15 protein-coding genes are annotated in these 13180 nt (G+C 72.3%); 6 read left to right on the top strand and 9 right to left on the bottom strand.

The window, feature by feature from the left end:
• Positions 1-56: 56 nt before the first annotated feature.
• Complete coding sequence (locus ACZ4VA_RS14235) at positions 57-470, bottom strand: TlpA family protein disulfide reductase (protein WP_355781856.1); 414 nt, start codon at positions 468-470, stop codon at positions 57-59.
• A 75-nt stretch (positions 471-545) separates the two neighbouring features.
• Between ACZ4VA_RS14235 and ACZ4VA_RS14230 the strand changes: the two genes are divergently transcribed.
• Together ACZ4VA_RS14230 and ACZ4VA_RS14225 are read left to right on the top strand one after the other, a co-directional pair.
• Positions 546-962, top strand: a complete 417-nt coding sequence (locus tag ACZ4VA_RS14230; RefSeq protein WP_356165822.1) for a DUF4395 domain-containing protein — start codon at positions 546-548, stop codon at positions 960-962.
• A 184-nt stretch (positions 963-1146) separates the two neighbouring features.
• On the top strand, positions 1147-1875 hold the full coding sequence (locus tag ACZ4VA_RS14225) for a lysophospholipid acyltransferase family protein (protein ID WP_355781862.1): 729 nt from the start codon (positions 1147-1149) through the stop codon (positions 1873-1875).
• Between the two features lie 6 nt (positions 1876-1881).
• On the opposite strand, the gene ACZ4VA_RS14220 is transcribed toward ACZ4VA_RS14225, so the two are convergent.
• The 5 genes from ACZ4VA_RS14220 to ACZ4VA_RS14200 all read right to left on the bottom strand — a co-directional run bounded on the left by ACZ4VA_RS14220 (position 1882) and on the right by ACZ4VA_RS14200 (position 6528).
• Complete coding sequence (locus tag ACZ4VA_RS14220; protein WP_468081418.1) at positions 1882-2574, bottom strand: B3/B4 domain-containing protein; 693 nt, start codon at positions 2572-2574, stop codon at positions 1882-1884.
• 13 nt (positions 2575-2587) lie between these two features.
• The gene (locus ACZ4VA_RS14215) at positions 2588-3181 is read right to left on the bottom strand and encodes a transglutaminase-like domain-containing protein (RefSeq protein WP_468081416.1); all 594 of its coding nucleotides are present in this window, start codon (positions 3179-3181) and stop codon (positions 2588-2590) included.
• 88 nt (positions 3182-3269) lie between these two features.
• On the bottom strand, positions 3270-4340 hold the full coding sequence (locus tag ACZ4VA_RS14210) for a threonine aldolase family protein (RefSeq protein WP_356165831.1): 1071 nt from the start codon (positions 4338-4340) through the stop codon (positions 3270-3272).
• A complete protein-coding gene (locus tag ACZ4VA_RS14205; protein WP_468081498.1) occupies positions 4337-5095 on the bottom strand; it encodes an SDR family NAD(P)-dependent oxidoreductase in 759 nt (252 codons plus the stop codon). The genes ACZ4VA_RS14210 and ACZ4VA_RS14205 overlap by 4 nt, the downstream gene beginning before the upstream one ends.
• Positions 5096-5130: 35 nt before the next feature.
• Entirely contained in the window at positions 5131-6528 is a 1398-nt protein-coding gene (locus ACZ4VA_RS14200) for a DUF6421 family protein (RefSeq protein WP_355781874.1), read from the bottom strand.
• Between the two features lie 473 nt (positions 6529-7001).
• Here ACZ4VA_RS14200 and ACZ4VA_RS14195 point away from each other — a divergent pair, with 473 nt between their 5' ends.
• On the top strand, positions 7002-7685 hold the full coding sequence (locus ACZ4VA_RS14195) for a glycerophosphodiester phosphodiesterase (protein ID WP_355781876.1): 684 nt from the start codon (positions 7002-7004) through the stop codon (positions 7683-7685).
• 48 nt (positions 7686-7733) lie between these two features.
• On the opposite strand, the gene ACZ4VA_RS14190 is transcribed toward ACZ4VA_RS14195, so the two are convergent.
• Positions 7734-8273: a GNAT family N-acetyltransferase gene (locus ACZ4VA_RS14190; protein WP_355781878.1), complete on the bottom strand. Its 540-nt coding sequence runs from the start codon at positions 8271-8273 to the stop codon at positions 7734-7736.
• 211 nt (positions 8274-8484) lie between these two features.
• Here ACZ4VA_RS14190 and ACZ4VA_RS14185 point away from each other — a divergent pair, with 211 nt between their 5' ends.
• Positions 8485-8877 (top strand): VOC family protein, encoded by a 393-nt coding sequence (locus ACZ4VA_RS14185; protein WP_356165842.1) that lies wholly within the window; start codon positions 8485-8487, stop codon positions 8875-8877.
• Between the two features lie 79 nt (positions 8878-8956).
• Here the strand turns inward: ACZ4VA_RS14185 and ACZ4VA_RS14180 are convergent, their stop codons facing one another.
• Together ACZ4VA_RS14180 and ACZ4VA_RS14175 are read right to left on the bottom strand one after the other, a co-directional pair.
• On the bottom strand, positions 8957-9586 hold the full coding sequence (locus tag ACZ4VA_RS14180; protein ID WP_388904699.1) for a MarR family winged helix-turn-helix transcriptional regulator: 630 nt from the start codon (positions 9584-9586) through the stop codon (positions 8957-8959).
• Positions 9583-11232, bottom strand: a complete 1650-nt coding sequence (locus ACZ4VA_RS14175) for an FUSC family protein (RefSeq protein WP_356165845.1) — start codon at positions 11230-11232, stop codon at positions 9583-9585. Before ACZ4VA_RS14175 ends, ACZ4VA_RS14180 begins: the two co-directional genes overlap by 4 nt.
• Before the next feature lie 230 nt (positions 11233-11462).
• On the opposite strand from ACZ4VA_RS14175, the gene ACZ4VA_RS14170 reads away from it, so the two are divergent.
• Positions 11463-12044, top strand: coding sequence for a DUF5134 domain-containing protein (locus ACZ4VA_RS14170; RefSeq protein WP_468081411.1), 582 nt, complete (start codon positions 11463-11465; stop codon positions 12042-12044).
• A gap of 104 nt (positions 12045-12148) precedes the next feature.
• Positions 12149-13084 carry a M56 family metallopeptidase gene (locus ACZ4VA_RS14165; protein WP_356165850.1) on the top strand — a complete coding sequence of 312 codons (936 nt, stop codon included), beginning with the start codon at positions 12149-12151 and terminating at the stop codon, positions 13082-13084.
• The last annotated feature ends 96 nt before the right edge of the window (positions 13085-13180 follow it).

Below are 13180 nucleotides of genomic sequence, written 5' to 3'. Positions count from 1 at the left end.
GGTGCAGTCAAGTGGGTCCCGCCGACTGGGAGATCCCTCACGAAGATCACCGCGGGTCAGACCGCCTCGCCGAGCGCGGCGATGACGTCCGCCTTGCGGGGCTGACCGGTGGCCCGCCGCACGACACGGCCGTCCGCGTCGAGCACGAGGACCGTGGGCGTCTTGAGGATGTCCAGCTCCCGCACGAGTTCGAGGCGGTCCTCGGCGTCGATCTCGACGTGGGACACGCCGGGGACGAGTCCGGCCACCTCGGCGAGCACCCGTCGGGTCGCCCGGCAGGGGGCGCAGAAGGCGCTGGAGAACTGGACGAGGGTGGCCCGTTCGCCGAGCTCCTGCCCCAACTCCGCCACGCCGAGCCGCTTCCCGCCGTCACGCCCGCGCACTCCGACTCTCCCGCTCCGCCGCCGATGCAGCACTCCGTAGGCGCTCGCCGCCGCGAGCACCGCCACGCACACCACAAATCCGGTCATCCCCACCAGCAGCGTTCACGAGACCGCAAAGATTCCCGCCGCCACGAATCGTGCCCCATACGGAATGCTTGATTCATGGACATCGATGTGAGGGGACCCCGGTTCGGGGCGGCCCTGACGGCCGTCGTACTGGCGGCCGTGCTGATCACCGGCAACGCCTGGCTGCTGGCCTGGCAGACGCTGGCGTTCGCGCTGGGCGCGGCCGGCGGTGTCGGGCGCTCGCCGTACGGATGGCTGTTCCGCACGGCCGTGCGCCCCCGGATCGGGCCGCCGACGGAGTTCGAGCCGCCGGAGCCGCCGCGCTTCGCGCAGGTGGTCGGGCTCGCCTTCGCCGTGCTGGGACTGGTCGGTTACGCGGTGGGGCCGCAGTGGCTGGGGATCGCGGCGACCGCGGCCGCGCTCGCCGCGGCGTTCCTCAACGCCGTTTTCGGGTACTGCCTGGGGTGCGAGATGTACCTGCTCGTACGCCGTCTGACGGTGCGTGCGGAGTAAAGGCCGGGGAAAACACCGAGGTCGATCAAGGGTCGACGTGACGAGGATCTCGCCCTTCTCCGGCAACAGGACTGGCCCCCCGTCCGTTCTTGGGGCACGATCTGCGCAATGCCGTAAACCTACGGCTGCGTAACTTTCCCGCCGGGATCCCTTTCCCAGGCAGAGAGAAGGGTCCACCCCGTCCATGGCAGAGCTTGTCTACCGTCCCGTCGTCGGTCTCGCCCTCACGCTGTTCAAGGCCTGGGACCTCAAAATCGACTGCAAGGGATCGGAGAACATTCCGCGCTCGGGCGGCGCCGTGCTGGTGAGCAATCACATCAGCTATCTCGACTTCATCTTCGACGGCATGGCCGCGCTCCCGCAGAAGCGCCTGGTCCGCTTCATGGCGAAGGAGTCGGTGTTCCGGCACAAGGTCTCCGGTCCTCTCATGCGGGGCATGAAGCACATCCCGGTGGACCGCAAGCAGGGCGAGCAGGCGTACTCGCACGCACTGGACTCGCTGCGTTCCGGCGAGATCGTGGGCGTCTTCCCCGAGGCCACCATCTCCCCCTCGTTCACGCTGAAGAGCTTCAAGTCGGGTGCCGCGCGCCTGGCCCAGGAGGCCGGCGTCCCGCTGATCCCGATGGCGCTGTGGGGCACCCAGCGCCTGTGGACCAAGGGGCACCCGCGCAACTTCAAGCGGAGCCACATCCCGATCACCATCCGCGTCGGTGAGCCGGTCGAGGCTCCGAGCGACCAGTACGCGGGTGCGATCACGCGCCGGCTGCGCGACCGGGTCCAGGAGCTCCTGGAAGCCGCGCAGCGCGCCTATCCCGTACGCCCCAAGGGGCCGGACGACACCTGGTGGATGCCCGCCCACCTCGGCGGCACGGCACCGACCCCCGAAGAGGTGCGCGCGGCCGAGTCGCGCTGACCCCCGTCAGGCCGGGGCGTGGACGGTGATCCGCGCCCCGGGGCTGAACTTCTCCAGCAGCCCGGCGAGTTCGGCTCCCGCGCGCTCGACGTCGGCCACCGGCATCGGCGCCAGGCTCTCCAGCAGGAACACCGCTGAGACCGACCGTTCCGTGAGCCGGGTCCGGGGCCCCTGGCGCCAGTTCCAGCGCCGGCAGGTGACGCCCGCGTCGTCGCACCAGACCACCTCGCCCGCGTCCGGGTGCTCGACCGCCTCCGCCCCTCCCGCGACGGTCACGAAGTCCTCGTCGCCCGTGGCGCGTACGAGCCGCATCCCGCCCTCGATCCGGTCGGCGTCCTCACCGCCGACCGGGATCAGATGGGCCACGCTGATCGCGTTGTAGACGTCGACGAGCAGGTTGATCCGGGGCAGCCCCGCGTCCGACAGCGCCCTCTTCGCCAGCGCCTCGGCCGAGTTGCGGGTGCGGGACGGCTTGGAGCCGAACGCCGTGTACGCCTCACGCCAGGCCGCCATGTGCGGATCCTCGTGCGGGGCGCGGCCGTCCAGGCGTACGGCGAGACGGCGGGCCGCGTCGTCGAGCAGCGCCGAACTCCCCTCCGTACTGGGGCCGTTGACGAGCCCCTCGGCCTCGATCGCCACGTGGGTGAAACCGGGCGCGAGCGCGTGGACCTCGTCGGACACGGTGAGCGTGAGAGTCATGGTGTGCCTTGCGTCAGAGTGCGGCGGGAAGCGTCTTCCACAGGTGCGGGCGGTCCGCAGCACCCCTGAGCGCCGCCAGTACCGCCGGATGAGGTCCAGCGTACAGTACTGGATAGTCCATCTCATTGGACTCCGGGTCCGGAATCCAGGCGAGCCTCTCGCCGTCGAGGGAGAAGCGCGCGTCCACCCCCGGCTTGTTGCCCCGGCAGTCCTGGCGGTGCCAGGCCCCGCGGAACCGGACGGCGACGAGGCCGTGCACCACGTGCCCGCCGTCGTTGTCGTGCAGCAGCTTCTGGTAGCAGAGCGCCGCGGGGATGTCCTCGGCGCGCAGCAGCGCGGTCAGCGCGTGCACCTTGGCGTGACAGATGCCGGTGCGCAGTTCCAGCACGTCGGAGGCCCGCCAGGTGACACGCGGGTCGCCGGAGTCCTGGGAGTGCGGAATGCCGTCACGGACGAATTCGTACGCGGACCGCGCATAGTCATACGAGTCCGTCGCGGCGCGCGCGAGGCGGGAGGCCGTCTCGCGCACCAGCGGGTGATGGTGGTCGATGACCTCGTCGGCGGCCAAGTACGCGGACAGGTCGGGGGTTTCCTGGATCAGCTCCATGCCCGCAGAGCATAGGAATACGGCCGACCGGCAGTCAATGACTTTTCGGTCGACCGTATAGCTATGCAGTCAGGTGGCCGTCTCCCCGCTAGCGGGCCATCTCTTCCTTGAGCGCCGCGACGAAGCCGTCCACGTCGTCCTCCGTCGTGTCGAAGGCGCACATCCAGCGGACATCGCCCGCGGTCTCGTCCCAGAAGTAGAAGCGGTAGCGCTTCTGGAGCCGCTCACTGACGTCGTGCGGCAGCCGCGCGAAGACGGCGTTGGCCTGCACCGGGTGGAGGATCTCCACGCCGTGCACGGCACGGACGCCCTCGGCGAGCCGCTGGGCCATCTCGTTGGCGTGCCGGGCGTTGCGCAGCCACAGGTCCTTGGCGAGCAGTGCCTCCAACTGCACAGACACGAAGCGCATCTTGGAGGCGAGCTGCATCGACAGCTTGCGCAGGTGCTTCATGTGGCGGACGGCGTCGTGGTTCAGGACGACCACGGCCTCGCCGAACAGCGCGCCGTTCTTCGTCCCGCCCAGGGAGAGGATGTCGACGCCGACCGCGTTGGTGAACGTCCGCATCGGGACGTCCAGCGCGGCGGCCGCGTTGGCTATCCGGGCGCCGTCGAGGTGGACCCGCATCCCGTGGGCGTGGGCGTGCTCGCAGATCGCGCGGATCTCGTCGGGGGTGTACAGGGTGCCCAGTTCGGTGTTCTGGGCGATCGAGACGACCTGCGGCATCGCGCGGTGCTCGTCGTCCCAGCCGTACGCCTGCCGGTCGATCAGCTCGGGCGTGAGCTTGCCGTCGGGCGTGGGCACGGTGAGCAGCTTGAGGCCGCCCATGCGCTCGGGGGCGCCGCCCTCGTCCACGTTGATGTGCGCGCTCTCGGCGCAGATCACCGCGCCCCAGCGGTCGGTGAGCGCCTGGAGCGCCACCACGTTGGCGCCCGTGCCGTTGAAGACCGGGAACGCCTCGGCGCCGGCCCCGAAGTGGCTGCGGATGATCTGCTGCAGGTTGGCCGTGTAGTCGTCCTCGCCGTACGCGACCTGGTGCCCGCCGTTGGCCAGGGCCAGGGCGGCGAGCACCTCGGGGTGGGCCCCCGCGTAGTTGTCGCTGGCGAAGCCGCGGACGGCCGGGTCGTGGTGACGCCGGGCGTCGGTCTTCGGAGGGTTCACGGCTTCTCGGTCAGCCACAGACGGTTTCCGTTCACTTCACCGGCGGGCCGCTCCCAGACGCCGGCGATGGCCTCGGCCAGGTCGGTGACGTCGGTGAAGCCCGCGAACTTCGCGTTGGGGCGCTCGACGCGCATCGCGTCGTGCACCAGTGCCTTCACCACCAGGATCGCAGCCGCGGAACGCGGGCCGTCCTCGCCCCCCGCCTTGCGGAAGGAGTCGGCCATCGCCAGCGTCCACGCCTCGGCCGCGGCCTTGGAGGCGGAGTAGGCCGCGTTGCCCGCGGTGGGCTTGGAGGCGCCGGCCGCACTGATCAGCAGGTACCGTCCGCGCTCGCTGCGCTGGAGAGCGTCGTGGAAGGCGAGCGAGGTGTGCTGGACCGTGCGGATCAGCAGCTTCTCCAACAGGTCCCAGTCCGCGAGGTCGGTCTGGGTGAAGGAGGCGCTGCCGCGCCAGCCGCCGACCAGGTGGACCAGGCCGTCGACCCGGCCGAAGTCCTTCTCGATGCGGTCGGCCCAGTCACGGGTCGCCTGGAGGTCGAGCAGATCGACCGTGTCGCCGACGACGGTGGCACCGCCGTGGGCGTAGCGGGCCGCGTCGACGGCTTCGGCGAGACGCTGCGGGTCCGCGTCCGCGCCGACCACGACCGCGCCGGCCTCGGCGAGCCGCAGCAGCGCCGCCCGGCCCGCCGGTCCCGCGGCACCCGCCACCGCGATCACCGCGCCCGCGAGTGCTCCGTTGCCGTTCCCCTGAGCCATCGTCTTCGCCTCCTGAGCGTCCTCGGCGCGGGCGCTCACGCGGCGATCCGCTCGGCGTTCTCCGCGGTGATGCCCTTGGTGGAGGCGATCACGTTCTTCAGCTTCTTCGCAAGCGCCTCGTAGAACATGCTGAGCGGAAACTCGTCCGCAAGCACGTCGTCGACGAGCTTGCGCGGCGGCAGGCTCAGGTCGAGCGCGTCGGGGCCCTTGGCCCAGCGCGAGCCGGGGTGCGGGGCGAGGTACTGGGAGACCAGGTCGTAGGCGGCGAACCAGTGGACCAGCTTCGGGCGGTCGATGCCGGCCCGGTAGAGGTCCTCGATCTCGCCGCAGAGCTGGTTGGTGACCTGCGGGGCGCGCTGCCAGTCGATGTGCAGCTTGTTGTCCGTCCAGCGGACGACGTCGTGCTTGTGCAGGTAGGCGAAGAGCAGCTGACCGCCGAGGCCGTCGTAGTTGCGCACGCGCTCACCGGTGACCGGGAAGCGGAACATGCGGTCGAAGAGGACCGCGTACTGCACGTCGCGGGCCTGCGGGACGCCGTCGGCCTCCAGCTTCACGGCCTCCTTGAAGGCGGTGAGGTCGCAGCGCAGCTCCTCCAGGCCGTACATCCAGAACGGCTGCCGCTGCTTGATCATGAAGGGGTCGAAGGGCAGGTCGCCGTGGCTGTGGGTGCGGTCGTGGACCATGTCCCACAGGACGAAGGCCTCCTCGCAGCGCTTCTGGTCGTGGACCATGGCGGCGATGTCCTCGGGCAGCTCCAGGCCCAGGATGCCGACCGCGGCGTCGGTCACGGCACGGAAGCGGGCCGCCTCGCGGTCGCAGAAGATGCCACCCCAGGTGAAGCGCTCGGGGGCCTCGCGCACGGCGATGGTCTCGGGGAAGAGAACGGCGGAGTTGGTGTCGTACCCCGCGGTGAAGTCCTCGAAGGTGATGCCGCAGAACAGCGGGTTGTCGTAACGGGTGCGCTCCAGCTCGGCCAGCCAGTCGGGCCAGACCATGCGCAGCACGACCGCCTCGAAGTTGCGGTCCGGGTTGCCGTTCTGCGTGTACATGGGGAAGAGCACGAGGTGCTGGAGGCCGTCCTCGCGGCGCGCGGCGGGCTGGAAGGCCAGCAGCGAGTCGAGGAAGTCGGGCACCTTGAAGCCGTCGTCGGCCCAGCGCCGCAGGTCCTTGACGAGGGCCTCGTGGTAGGCCGCGTCGTGCGGCAGCAGCGGGGCGAGCTGCTCCACGGCGTCTATGACACGGCGCACGGCCAGCTCGACGTCGGACGCGTCGGGGGCGTTCTCGGCCTCGAAGTCGATCGAGCCGTCCTTGGCCTGCCAGGGCCGTATCTCCTCCACGGCATCCTTGAGCACAGGCCAAGCCGGGTGCTCCACCACCCTGACCAGGGGAGGAATCTTTTCCTCCGTACCCACCTGCACAAGAATTTCCGTCATGACCCATCCTCCACGGGAGAACCTCGCGTATGGACACCGTATGCGTCCGGCGTTCCTTCTTACAAGTGGAGTCTCGGCAAATTATCCTGCGCCACCCCTACCTTCACCGCTTTTTTTCCTGCCTGATACGGGATGGGCGACGACTTCCGCTCCTCACGACCGGGCGTCGCAGGCGGCCTCGGTCCGTCCCGGGGACGCCTCGCTCCCCGCGTGACTGCGGGGCGGCGCCGGGTGGGTGACCGGCCGTCAGGACCGAAAGCGGCCGGCGCGGTCAACCGGCGCGGGACTCGCCCACCCGAGGGTGACCCGCCCCGGCGCCCCCGGCGCAGGCCCTCCTGGCCGAAGGCACCCATTGCCCGGCGTAGGAGCGGGTACATCGCACGGCGGGGCCGTTAGGCTGCGGCCTTGCCGCGTGGACGCCCGTCGGACTCCACGCCGGAGCCGAGCCGCCGTCGACGGAAGCGAGTCGAATCTTGAACTTCCTCACCATCGGACATCGCGGAGTGATGGGCGTCGAACCCGAGAACACCCTGCGTTCCTTCGTCGCCGCCCAGCAAGCGGGCCTCGACCTCATCGAGCTCGATCTGCATCTGAGCAAGGACGGCGCACTCGTCGTCATGCACGACGCCGACGTGGACCGCACGACCGACGGCACCGGACCGATCGCCGAGAAGACGCTCGCGGAACTGCGCGCGCTGGACGCGGGCCGGGGCGAGCGCGTCCCCGTGTTCGAGGAGGTGCTGGACGCCGTACGGTCGCCCCTCCAGGCGGAGATCAAGGACGTGGCGGCCGCGCGGGCGCTGGCGGAGGTCATGATCCGGCGGGACCTCGTCGGACGCGTGGAGGTCCTGTCGTTCCACGACGAGGCGATCGCCGAGATCGCGCGGCTCGTCCCGGGCGTGCGCACCGCCCTGGTCGCCAGCCGGTACGGCGTCGACGTCGTGGACCGCGCCACCGCCGTCGGCGCGACCACCCTGGTGCTCAACATCCGCCGGCTGACCCTGGAGGTCGTCGAACGCGCGCGCAAGGCGGACCTGCGGATCATCGGCTGGGTGGTGAACACCCAGGACCACCTGCGGCTGGTGCGGGCCCTGGGGCTGGACGGCGCGACGACCGACTACCCGGAGATCAAGCGCACCGGCCGCTTCACCGCATGAACGTCACAGCGGCGTCCAGACCCGCACCGCCGCCACCGTGCATGAACGTCACGCCAGCGGCTTGACCAGCAGCTCGAACTCCAGGTCGTCCCGGCGCGGGACACCGAAGCGCTCGTCGCCGTACGGGAAGGGCGTCATCTTTCCCGTACGGCGGTAGCCGCGCCGCTCGTACCAGGCGATGAGGTCGTTCCGCACCGAGATCACGGTCATGTGCATCTCCTGCGCGCCCCAGACCTCGCGCGCGTGCCGCTCCGCCTCGGCGATGATCACCTTGCCGAGGCCGGCGCCCTGAAGGGCCGGGCTCACCGCGAACATCCCGAAGTAGGCGTGCGCACCGCGGTGTTCGAGCTGGCAGCAGGCGACGACCTCACCCTCCCGCTCGACGGTCAGCAGCCGGCTGTCGGGCGACTTGATCACCGCGAGCACGCCCTCGGGGTCGGTCCGCTGCCCGTCCAGGATGTCCGCCTCGGTGGTCCAGCCGGTCCTGCTGCTCTCCCCGCGGTAGGCGGACTCGATCAGCACGACCAGGGCGTCGACATCGGCGTCGGTGGCGTCGCGGAAGGTCAGTCCGGCGGCAGGGGTGTCCATGGAGCGGTTCTCCGATCGGTGGCGCGGCTCGGGCACCGACGAGGGTAACCCCCGCCCGAACCCGGCCGGCGGGCAGCGGCGGTACGTACGCGGTCGGCCGGACCCCGGCGAAGACGGGCCGATCCGGACGGCAGTCTCCAGGTCGGGTCCGCAAAGTCCCGGCGTCGCGGAACAGGCGGGACTGTGCGGACACGGCCTAGGCTCCGGACGCATGGTGCATGTGCTGAGCAGCCGGACCCTTCTGCGTCCCACCGATCCCGAGCGTTCCCGTCGCTTTTACGGCGAGCAGCTGGGCCTCGCCGTCCACCGTGAGTTCGGGACCGGTCCCGAGCGGGGCACGGTGTACTTCCTCGGCGGCGGCTTCCTGGAGGTCGCGGGCCGCTCCGACGTCCCGCCCTCCCCCGCGCTCAAGCTGTGGCTCCAGGTCGCGGACGCGGACGCGGCGCACGAGGAGCTGAGGGCCGCGGGCGTCGACATCGTGCGTCCGCCGGTGAAGGAGCCCTGGGGGCTGATCGAGATGTGGGTCGCCGATCCCGACGGGACCGAGATCGTGCTCGTGGAGATCCCCGGGGACCATCCGCTGCGGTACCGCCCGGGGATCTGACCGGCGGCGCCTCCGTCGGCCCCGCCCGCGGCGGCCGGTGCCCCCGCCACCGTTCGCGTCGTCGCATGCCGGGGCGGGCTCAAACGCGGGGCCGCCCCAGCGCGCCTTCCAGCTGGCCGAGCAACTCACCCAGCAGCAGCGCGAGTTCACGCTGCCGGGCGAGGTCGATCCCGGAGAGGACCGTCGTCTCGTAGGCGAGCTGATCGGGCAGGATGGCGTCCACGAGTTCGCGTCCCTCGTCGGTCAGCCGGACGTGCGCGACCCGGCGGTCCCGGGTGTCTCCGCGGCGCTCGACCAGCCCGCGCTCGGTGAGCTGCTTGAGCCGTTTGGTGACGGCGGCGCCGGAGGAGAAGGTCTCGCGTGCGATCTCGCTCGGGGTCAGCTCGTGGCCGGTGCGCCGCAGCGTGCCGAGGACGTCGAACTCGGGGCGGGTGAGTCCGGCACGGCGCAGCGGGGCGTCCTCCGCCTGCTGCAGGAGGGCCGCGCTGCGGTTGATGCGGCCGATGAGTTCCATGGGCCCGGTGTCGAGGCCGGGGTGCACGGCTTGCCACTGCCGCACGACGACGGACATGGTGTCCACCGGGCCCGCCGCCTCCGCCACGGGCCGGTCGCCCCCGGGCGCCGCGTCCGGGGCCTCCCCGGTAGGCGCCCGCCCGGCCGCGTCCCGCCCGGCCGCCGCCTTCGCCGCCCGCCCGTGTGCTGCCGTCATGCCTGTGCGTCCTCCAAGGAGTGGGGTCGACGTCGTACCGTCGCCGCGAGCGTACGGTGTGCGTCCTGTTCCGCCCGCATCACGCGCTCCTCCGGCAGGGCGCGCTGCCACCACTCGCCCGCCGCGGCGTCGGCCGCGGCCCGCAGGTCCACGACGGCCGCGGCGAGGGCGCGCCGCACCGACTCCACGGCGCCCGGAGCGGGCTGCCGGTCGGCCAGGACGCGGGCCGCCTGTTCCCGGGCGCGTTCGACGGAGTCGAGGGCGTCCTCGATGCGGTCGCCGGCCCGCCGGTTGGTGACCGCGACCGCCGCGACGAATCCGACCAGCGCGCCGACGAGGGTGTCGACGACCCGGTCGGTCATCAGCTGCCCGGCCTCCTGGGGGCGCGCGAACTCGGTGATGAGGAGCGCCATGGGGGTGACGCAGACGCTGCCGAGCCAGTAGTTGCGGCCGATGAGCGCCTCGGCCCCGAAGTTGAGCACCAGGCAGCTCAGCACGAGCGCCGCCGGGCCGAGGTGCGCGAGGGGGACGATCGCCGCGAAGGCCAGTACGCCGACGAGGTTGCCGACGACGCGCTGGACGCCCCGGCTCCAGGTCAGGGTGACGTTGGCCTGGTAGAGCGAGGCCGCGGTGACCAGCGCCCAGTAGGGACGGCCGATCCCGAGCGCCAGGGAGACGTATCCGGCCAGGGCGCAGCCGAGCGCGGTGCGCAGGGCGAGGGGGCCCAGCGGGGCGAGCCGGGCCCGCCACGAGGGTGCGGGGGTGTCGAGTTCGGCCTCGACGCCCAGCAGCTCGCCGGTGTCCGGGTCGTCCGCCGGCGGGACGGGCCCGGTGCCGCGGAGCAGGCGGGCCCAGTGGCGCAGTCGTTCTGCCTCGGCGTCGGCGGGCGCTGCGAGGGCGATCTCCGCGCGGACCACGAGCCGTCCGAGGGCGCGCCGGGACGCGGAACGGGCGCCGGTGGAGAGCAGCGTCTGCCAGGCGTTGTGTACGGCGGCGGCTCCGGCGGCGCGGCTCTTCGCGGCACCGTCGCCGGTTCCCCGCGTCGCGGCGTACGCGGCGGCGGCGTCGAGCGCCTGGGCGGTGGCCCGCCGCTCGGGCCCGTGCGGCCGTACGAGGCCGGGCGCCATGCCGACGAGCCAGGCCCAGGCGCCCGCGCCGACGGCGAGCCCCAGGTGTCCGGGGACCTGGCCGAGGCTCTGCGGGGCGAACAGGGACGCGGAGCTGATGAAGGTGAGGACGACGTGGCCGGGCGGTCCGATACGGGTGGCGTCGCACAGCACCTTCTGGACGGCGGCCAGCAGGGCGCCGACCGTGACCAGGACGACGGCGTGCGTGGTGAGCGACGCCGCGACGAGGGCGACGGCCAGTCCGCCGAGCATGCCGAGCACCACCCAGGCGAGGACCCGGGCCCGGGCGGCGTACGGGCGGTTGTGGGCGTAGAGGGCGCACAGGGAACCGGCCATGGTGTACATCGCGAGATCGAGGCGGCCCAGGGCGAGCAGCGTGAGGTTGGGCGGGGCGACCGCGGCCACGACGCTCAGCGCGGGCTTGAACCAGATGTCGGACGGCCTGCCGAGACGCAGTGCACCGGCGAGCGGGAGGCGGCGGGCACGGGCGAGGGGGGATGTGGGGGGCGCACTGCTCATACCCACAACGTTAACAGGTGTTTTACTCGTGAAGGACCCATCCGGGACCAGGCCGGGAAGGGGCCCGTCCCATAGCCGTCGTACGCACGCCCTCTCCAGTCCCCCGGGCGCCCCGCCTGCGGTGTACCCCCGCACGCTCCCCCGTGTACACCCTTGCGCTCGCTTGCGCACCGAGCGGGCCGGGCATGCCCAGACCGACCGTCCGACACCGTCGAAGGGGGAGGTGCGCGGTGCACGGACCGGCTTCGCCCGGCTGGCTGCTGGTCGCGCTGTGCGCGGCGACCGGCGCCTACTGCCTGCTGCGGATGCGCAGCCCGGTCGACGAGCAGCGCCGCGCCGCGGGCGGCGAGGCGCTCATGGGTTTCGGCATGGCCGCGATGGCCGTCCCGGCGGCCGTGGCCGCGCCGCCGCGCTGGGTGTGGCTGGTGTACGCGGCCGTCTTCGGCACCGCCGCGGTGCGCGCGCTCTGGGCGGCCCGCGGCAGCGCACACCATCTCCACCACCTGGTGGGCGCCTTCGCCATGGCCTACATGGGCGGGGCCATGGCCGCGTCCCCGTCCGCGCACGCCGGGCACGCGGGGTCCGGCATACCCGTGGTGACCGGAACACTCCTCCTCTACTTCGCCGCCTACGTCCTGTGGTCCGGAAGCAGACTGGTGCCGGTGCCCGGGATCGCCGGGACCGGCCCCGCCTCCCCGGCGCGAGCGCGACCCTCCGGTGGCACCGTCGGCTGGGGCGACCGGCCCGAGCTGGCGCGGGCGTGCCGGCTGTCGATGGGGATCGCCATGGTCGCGATGCTGCTGACGCTCTGAACCCCGTCCACGGGTCCGGCCACGCTGCGCCGGGCCCCCGTGGTGTGCGTCACTTGCCGCGGCAGCCCGTATCGTCCGGCGGCCCCCGCTCATAGGCTTCGACCATGATGGTCCCCGCGGCACTGCTGCTGCTCGGCGCGCTGGCCGCCGTCGTCGCCCCGAGGCTGCTCGCCCGGGCCGACTGGCCGGATCGCGAACCGGTGGTCGCCCTGTGGGTGTGGCAGTGCGTGGTGGCAGCCGTCCTGCTGTGCTGCGTGCTGTCGATGACCCTGAGCGCTGCCGCCGCCTGGATGGCCGTGCGGGGCCATGTGTTCGCCCCGGCACCGCACTCGGTCGTCGACGCCTACGCGCTGGGCACGGGCGGCGCCTGGGCCGCGGCGACCGCCGTGGTGCTCGCCGGCGGGGGCCTGTGGACCGCGGCGATGCTGACCCGCGAGATCGTGCGGGCCGGGGCGCGCCGTCGCCGGAGCCGCTCCGAACTCCTGGACCGCGCGCCGCTGTTGCCCGGTGAGGAACCCGGCAGCGACCGCCTGGTGGTCCTGGAAGGTGAACGTCCGGACGCCTGGTGGCTGCCCGGCACGGCGCCCCAACTCGTCATCACCACAGCCGCGTTGCGGCGGCTGCACGGACGTCAGCTGGACGCCGTGCTGGCCCACGAGCAGGGGCACGCGCAGGCACGCCACGACTGGCTGCTGCACTGTTCCGCCGCGCTGGCCAACGGATTTCCGCAGGTTCCGGTCTTCGCCGCGTTCCGCGACGAGATGCACCGCCTGGTCGAACTCGCCGCCGACGACATGGCGTCCCGGCGCTTCGGCCGCCTGACCATCGCGCTCGCCCTCGTCGAACTCAACGAGGACCGGGGCGTGTTCGGCCCCGCTCCGACTCCGCAGGCGCACGTCCCGCAGCGTGTCCACCGGCTCCTGACCCCGCCGGACCGACTCACGGCCGCGCGCCGGCTGCGCCTGACGGCGGCCGGCGCTCTGGTGCCGGTGGTCCCCCTGCTGATCGCGTTCGTACCGGGCCTGCGGGCGCTCGGCTAGCGACCCCGGCCGGCCACGGAGAGCCGACCAACGGACCCACCCTCCGCCCCGGCCGCGTCCCGGGGCACCGCTGAATCCCGACGGCCGCGCGCCCAG

It is taken from the genome of Streptomyces sp. NPDC028308 (genome assembly GCF_055565855.1).
The sequence above is the reverse complement of the archived record's forward strand: the minus strand, read 5'-3'. Positions and strand labels throughout refer to the sequence as shown.

Coding starts and splice junctions, on each gene's coding strand:
- ACZ4VA_RS14235 (WP_355781856.1), bottom strand. CDS start 470: ATGACCGGATTTGTGGTGTGCGTGGCGGTGCTCGCGGCGGCGAGCGCC.
- ACZ4VA_RS14230 (WP_356165822.1), top strand. CDS start 546: ATGGACATCGATGTGAGGGGACCCCGGTTCGGGGCGGCCCTGACGGCC.
- ACZ4VA_RS14225 (WP_355781862.1), top strand. CDS start 1,147: ATGGCAGAGCTTGTCTACCGTCCCGTCGTCGGTCTCGCCCTCACGCTG.
- ACZ4VA_RS14220 (WP_468081418.1), bottom strand. CDS start 2,574: ATGACTCTCACGCTCACCGTGTCCGACGAGGTCCACGCGCTCGCGCCC.
- ACZ4VA_RS14215 (WP_468081416.1), bottom strand. CDS start 3,181: ATGGAGCTGATCCAGGAAACCCCCGACCTGTCCGCGTACTTGGCCGCC.
- ACZ4VA_RS14205 (WP_468081498.1), bottom strand. CDS start 5,095: ATGGCTCAGGGGAACGGCAACGGAGCACTCGCGGGCGCGGTGATCGCG.
- ACZ4VA_RS14200 (WP_355781874.1), bottom strand. CDS start 6,528: ATGACGGAAATTCTTGTGCAGGTGGGTACGGAGGAAAAGATTCCTCCC.
- ACZ4VA_RS14190 (WP_355781878.1), bottom strand. CDS start 8,273: ATGGACACCCCTGCCGCCGGACTGACCTTCCGCGACGCCACCGACGCC.
- ACZ4VA_RS14185 (WP_356165842.1), top strand. CDS start 8,485: ATGGTGCATGTGCTGAGCAGCCGGACCCTTCTGCGTCCCACCGATCCC.
- ACZ4VA_RS14180 (WP_388904699.1), bottom strand. CDS start 9,586: ATGACGGCAGCACACGGGCGGGCGGCGAAGGCGGCGGCCGGGCGGGAC.
- ACZ4VA_RS14175 (WP_356165845.1), bottom strand. CDS start 11,232: ATGAGCAGTGCGCCCCCCACATCCCCCCTCGCCCGTGCCCGCCGCCTC.
- ACZ4VA_RS14165 (WP_356165850.1), top strand. CDS start 12,149: ATGATGGTCCCCGCGGCACTGCTGCTGCTCGGCGCGCTGGCCGCCGTC.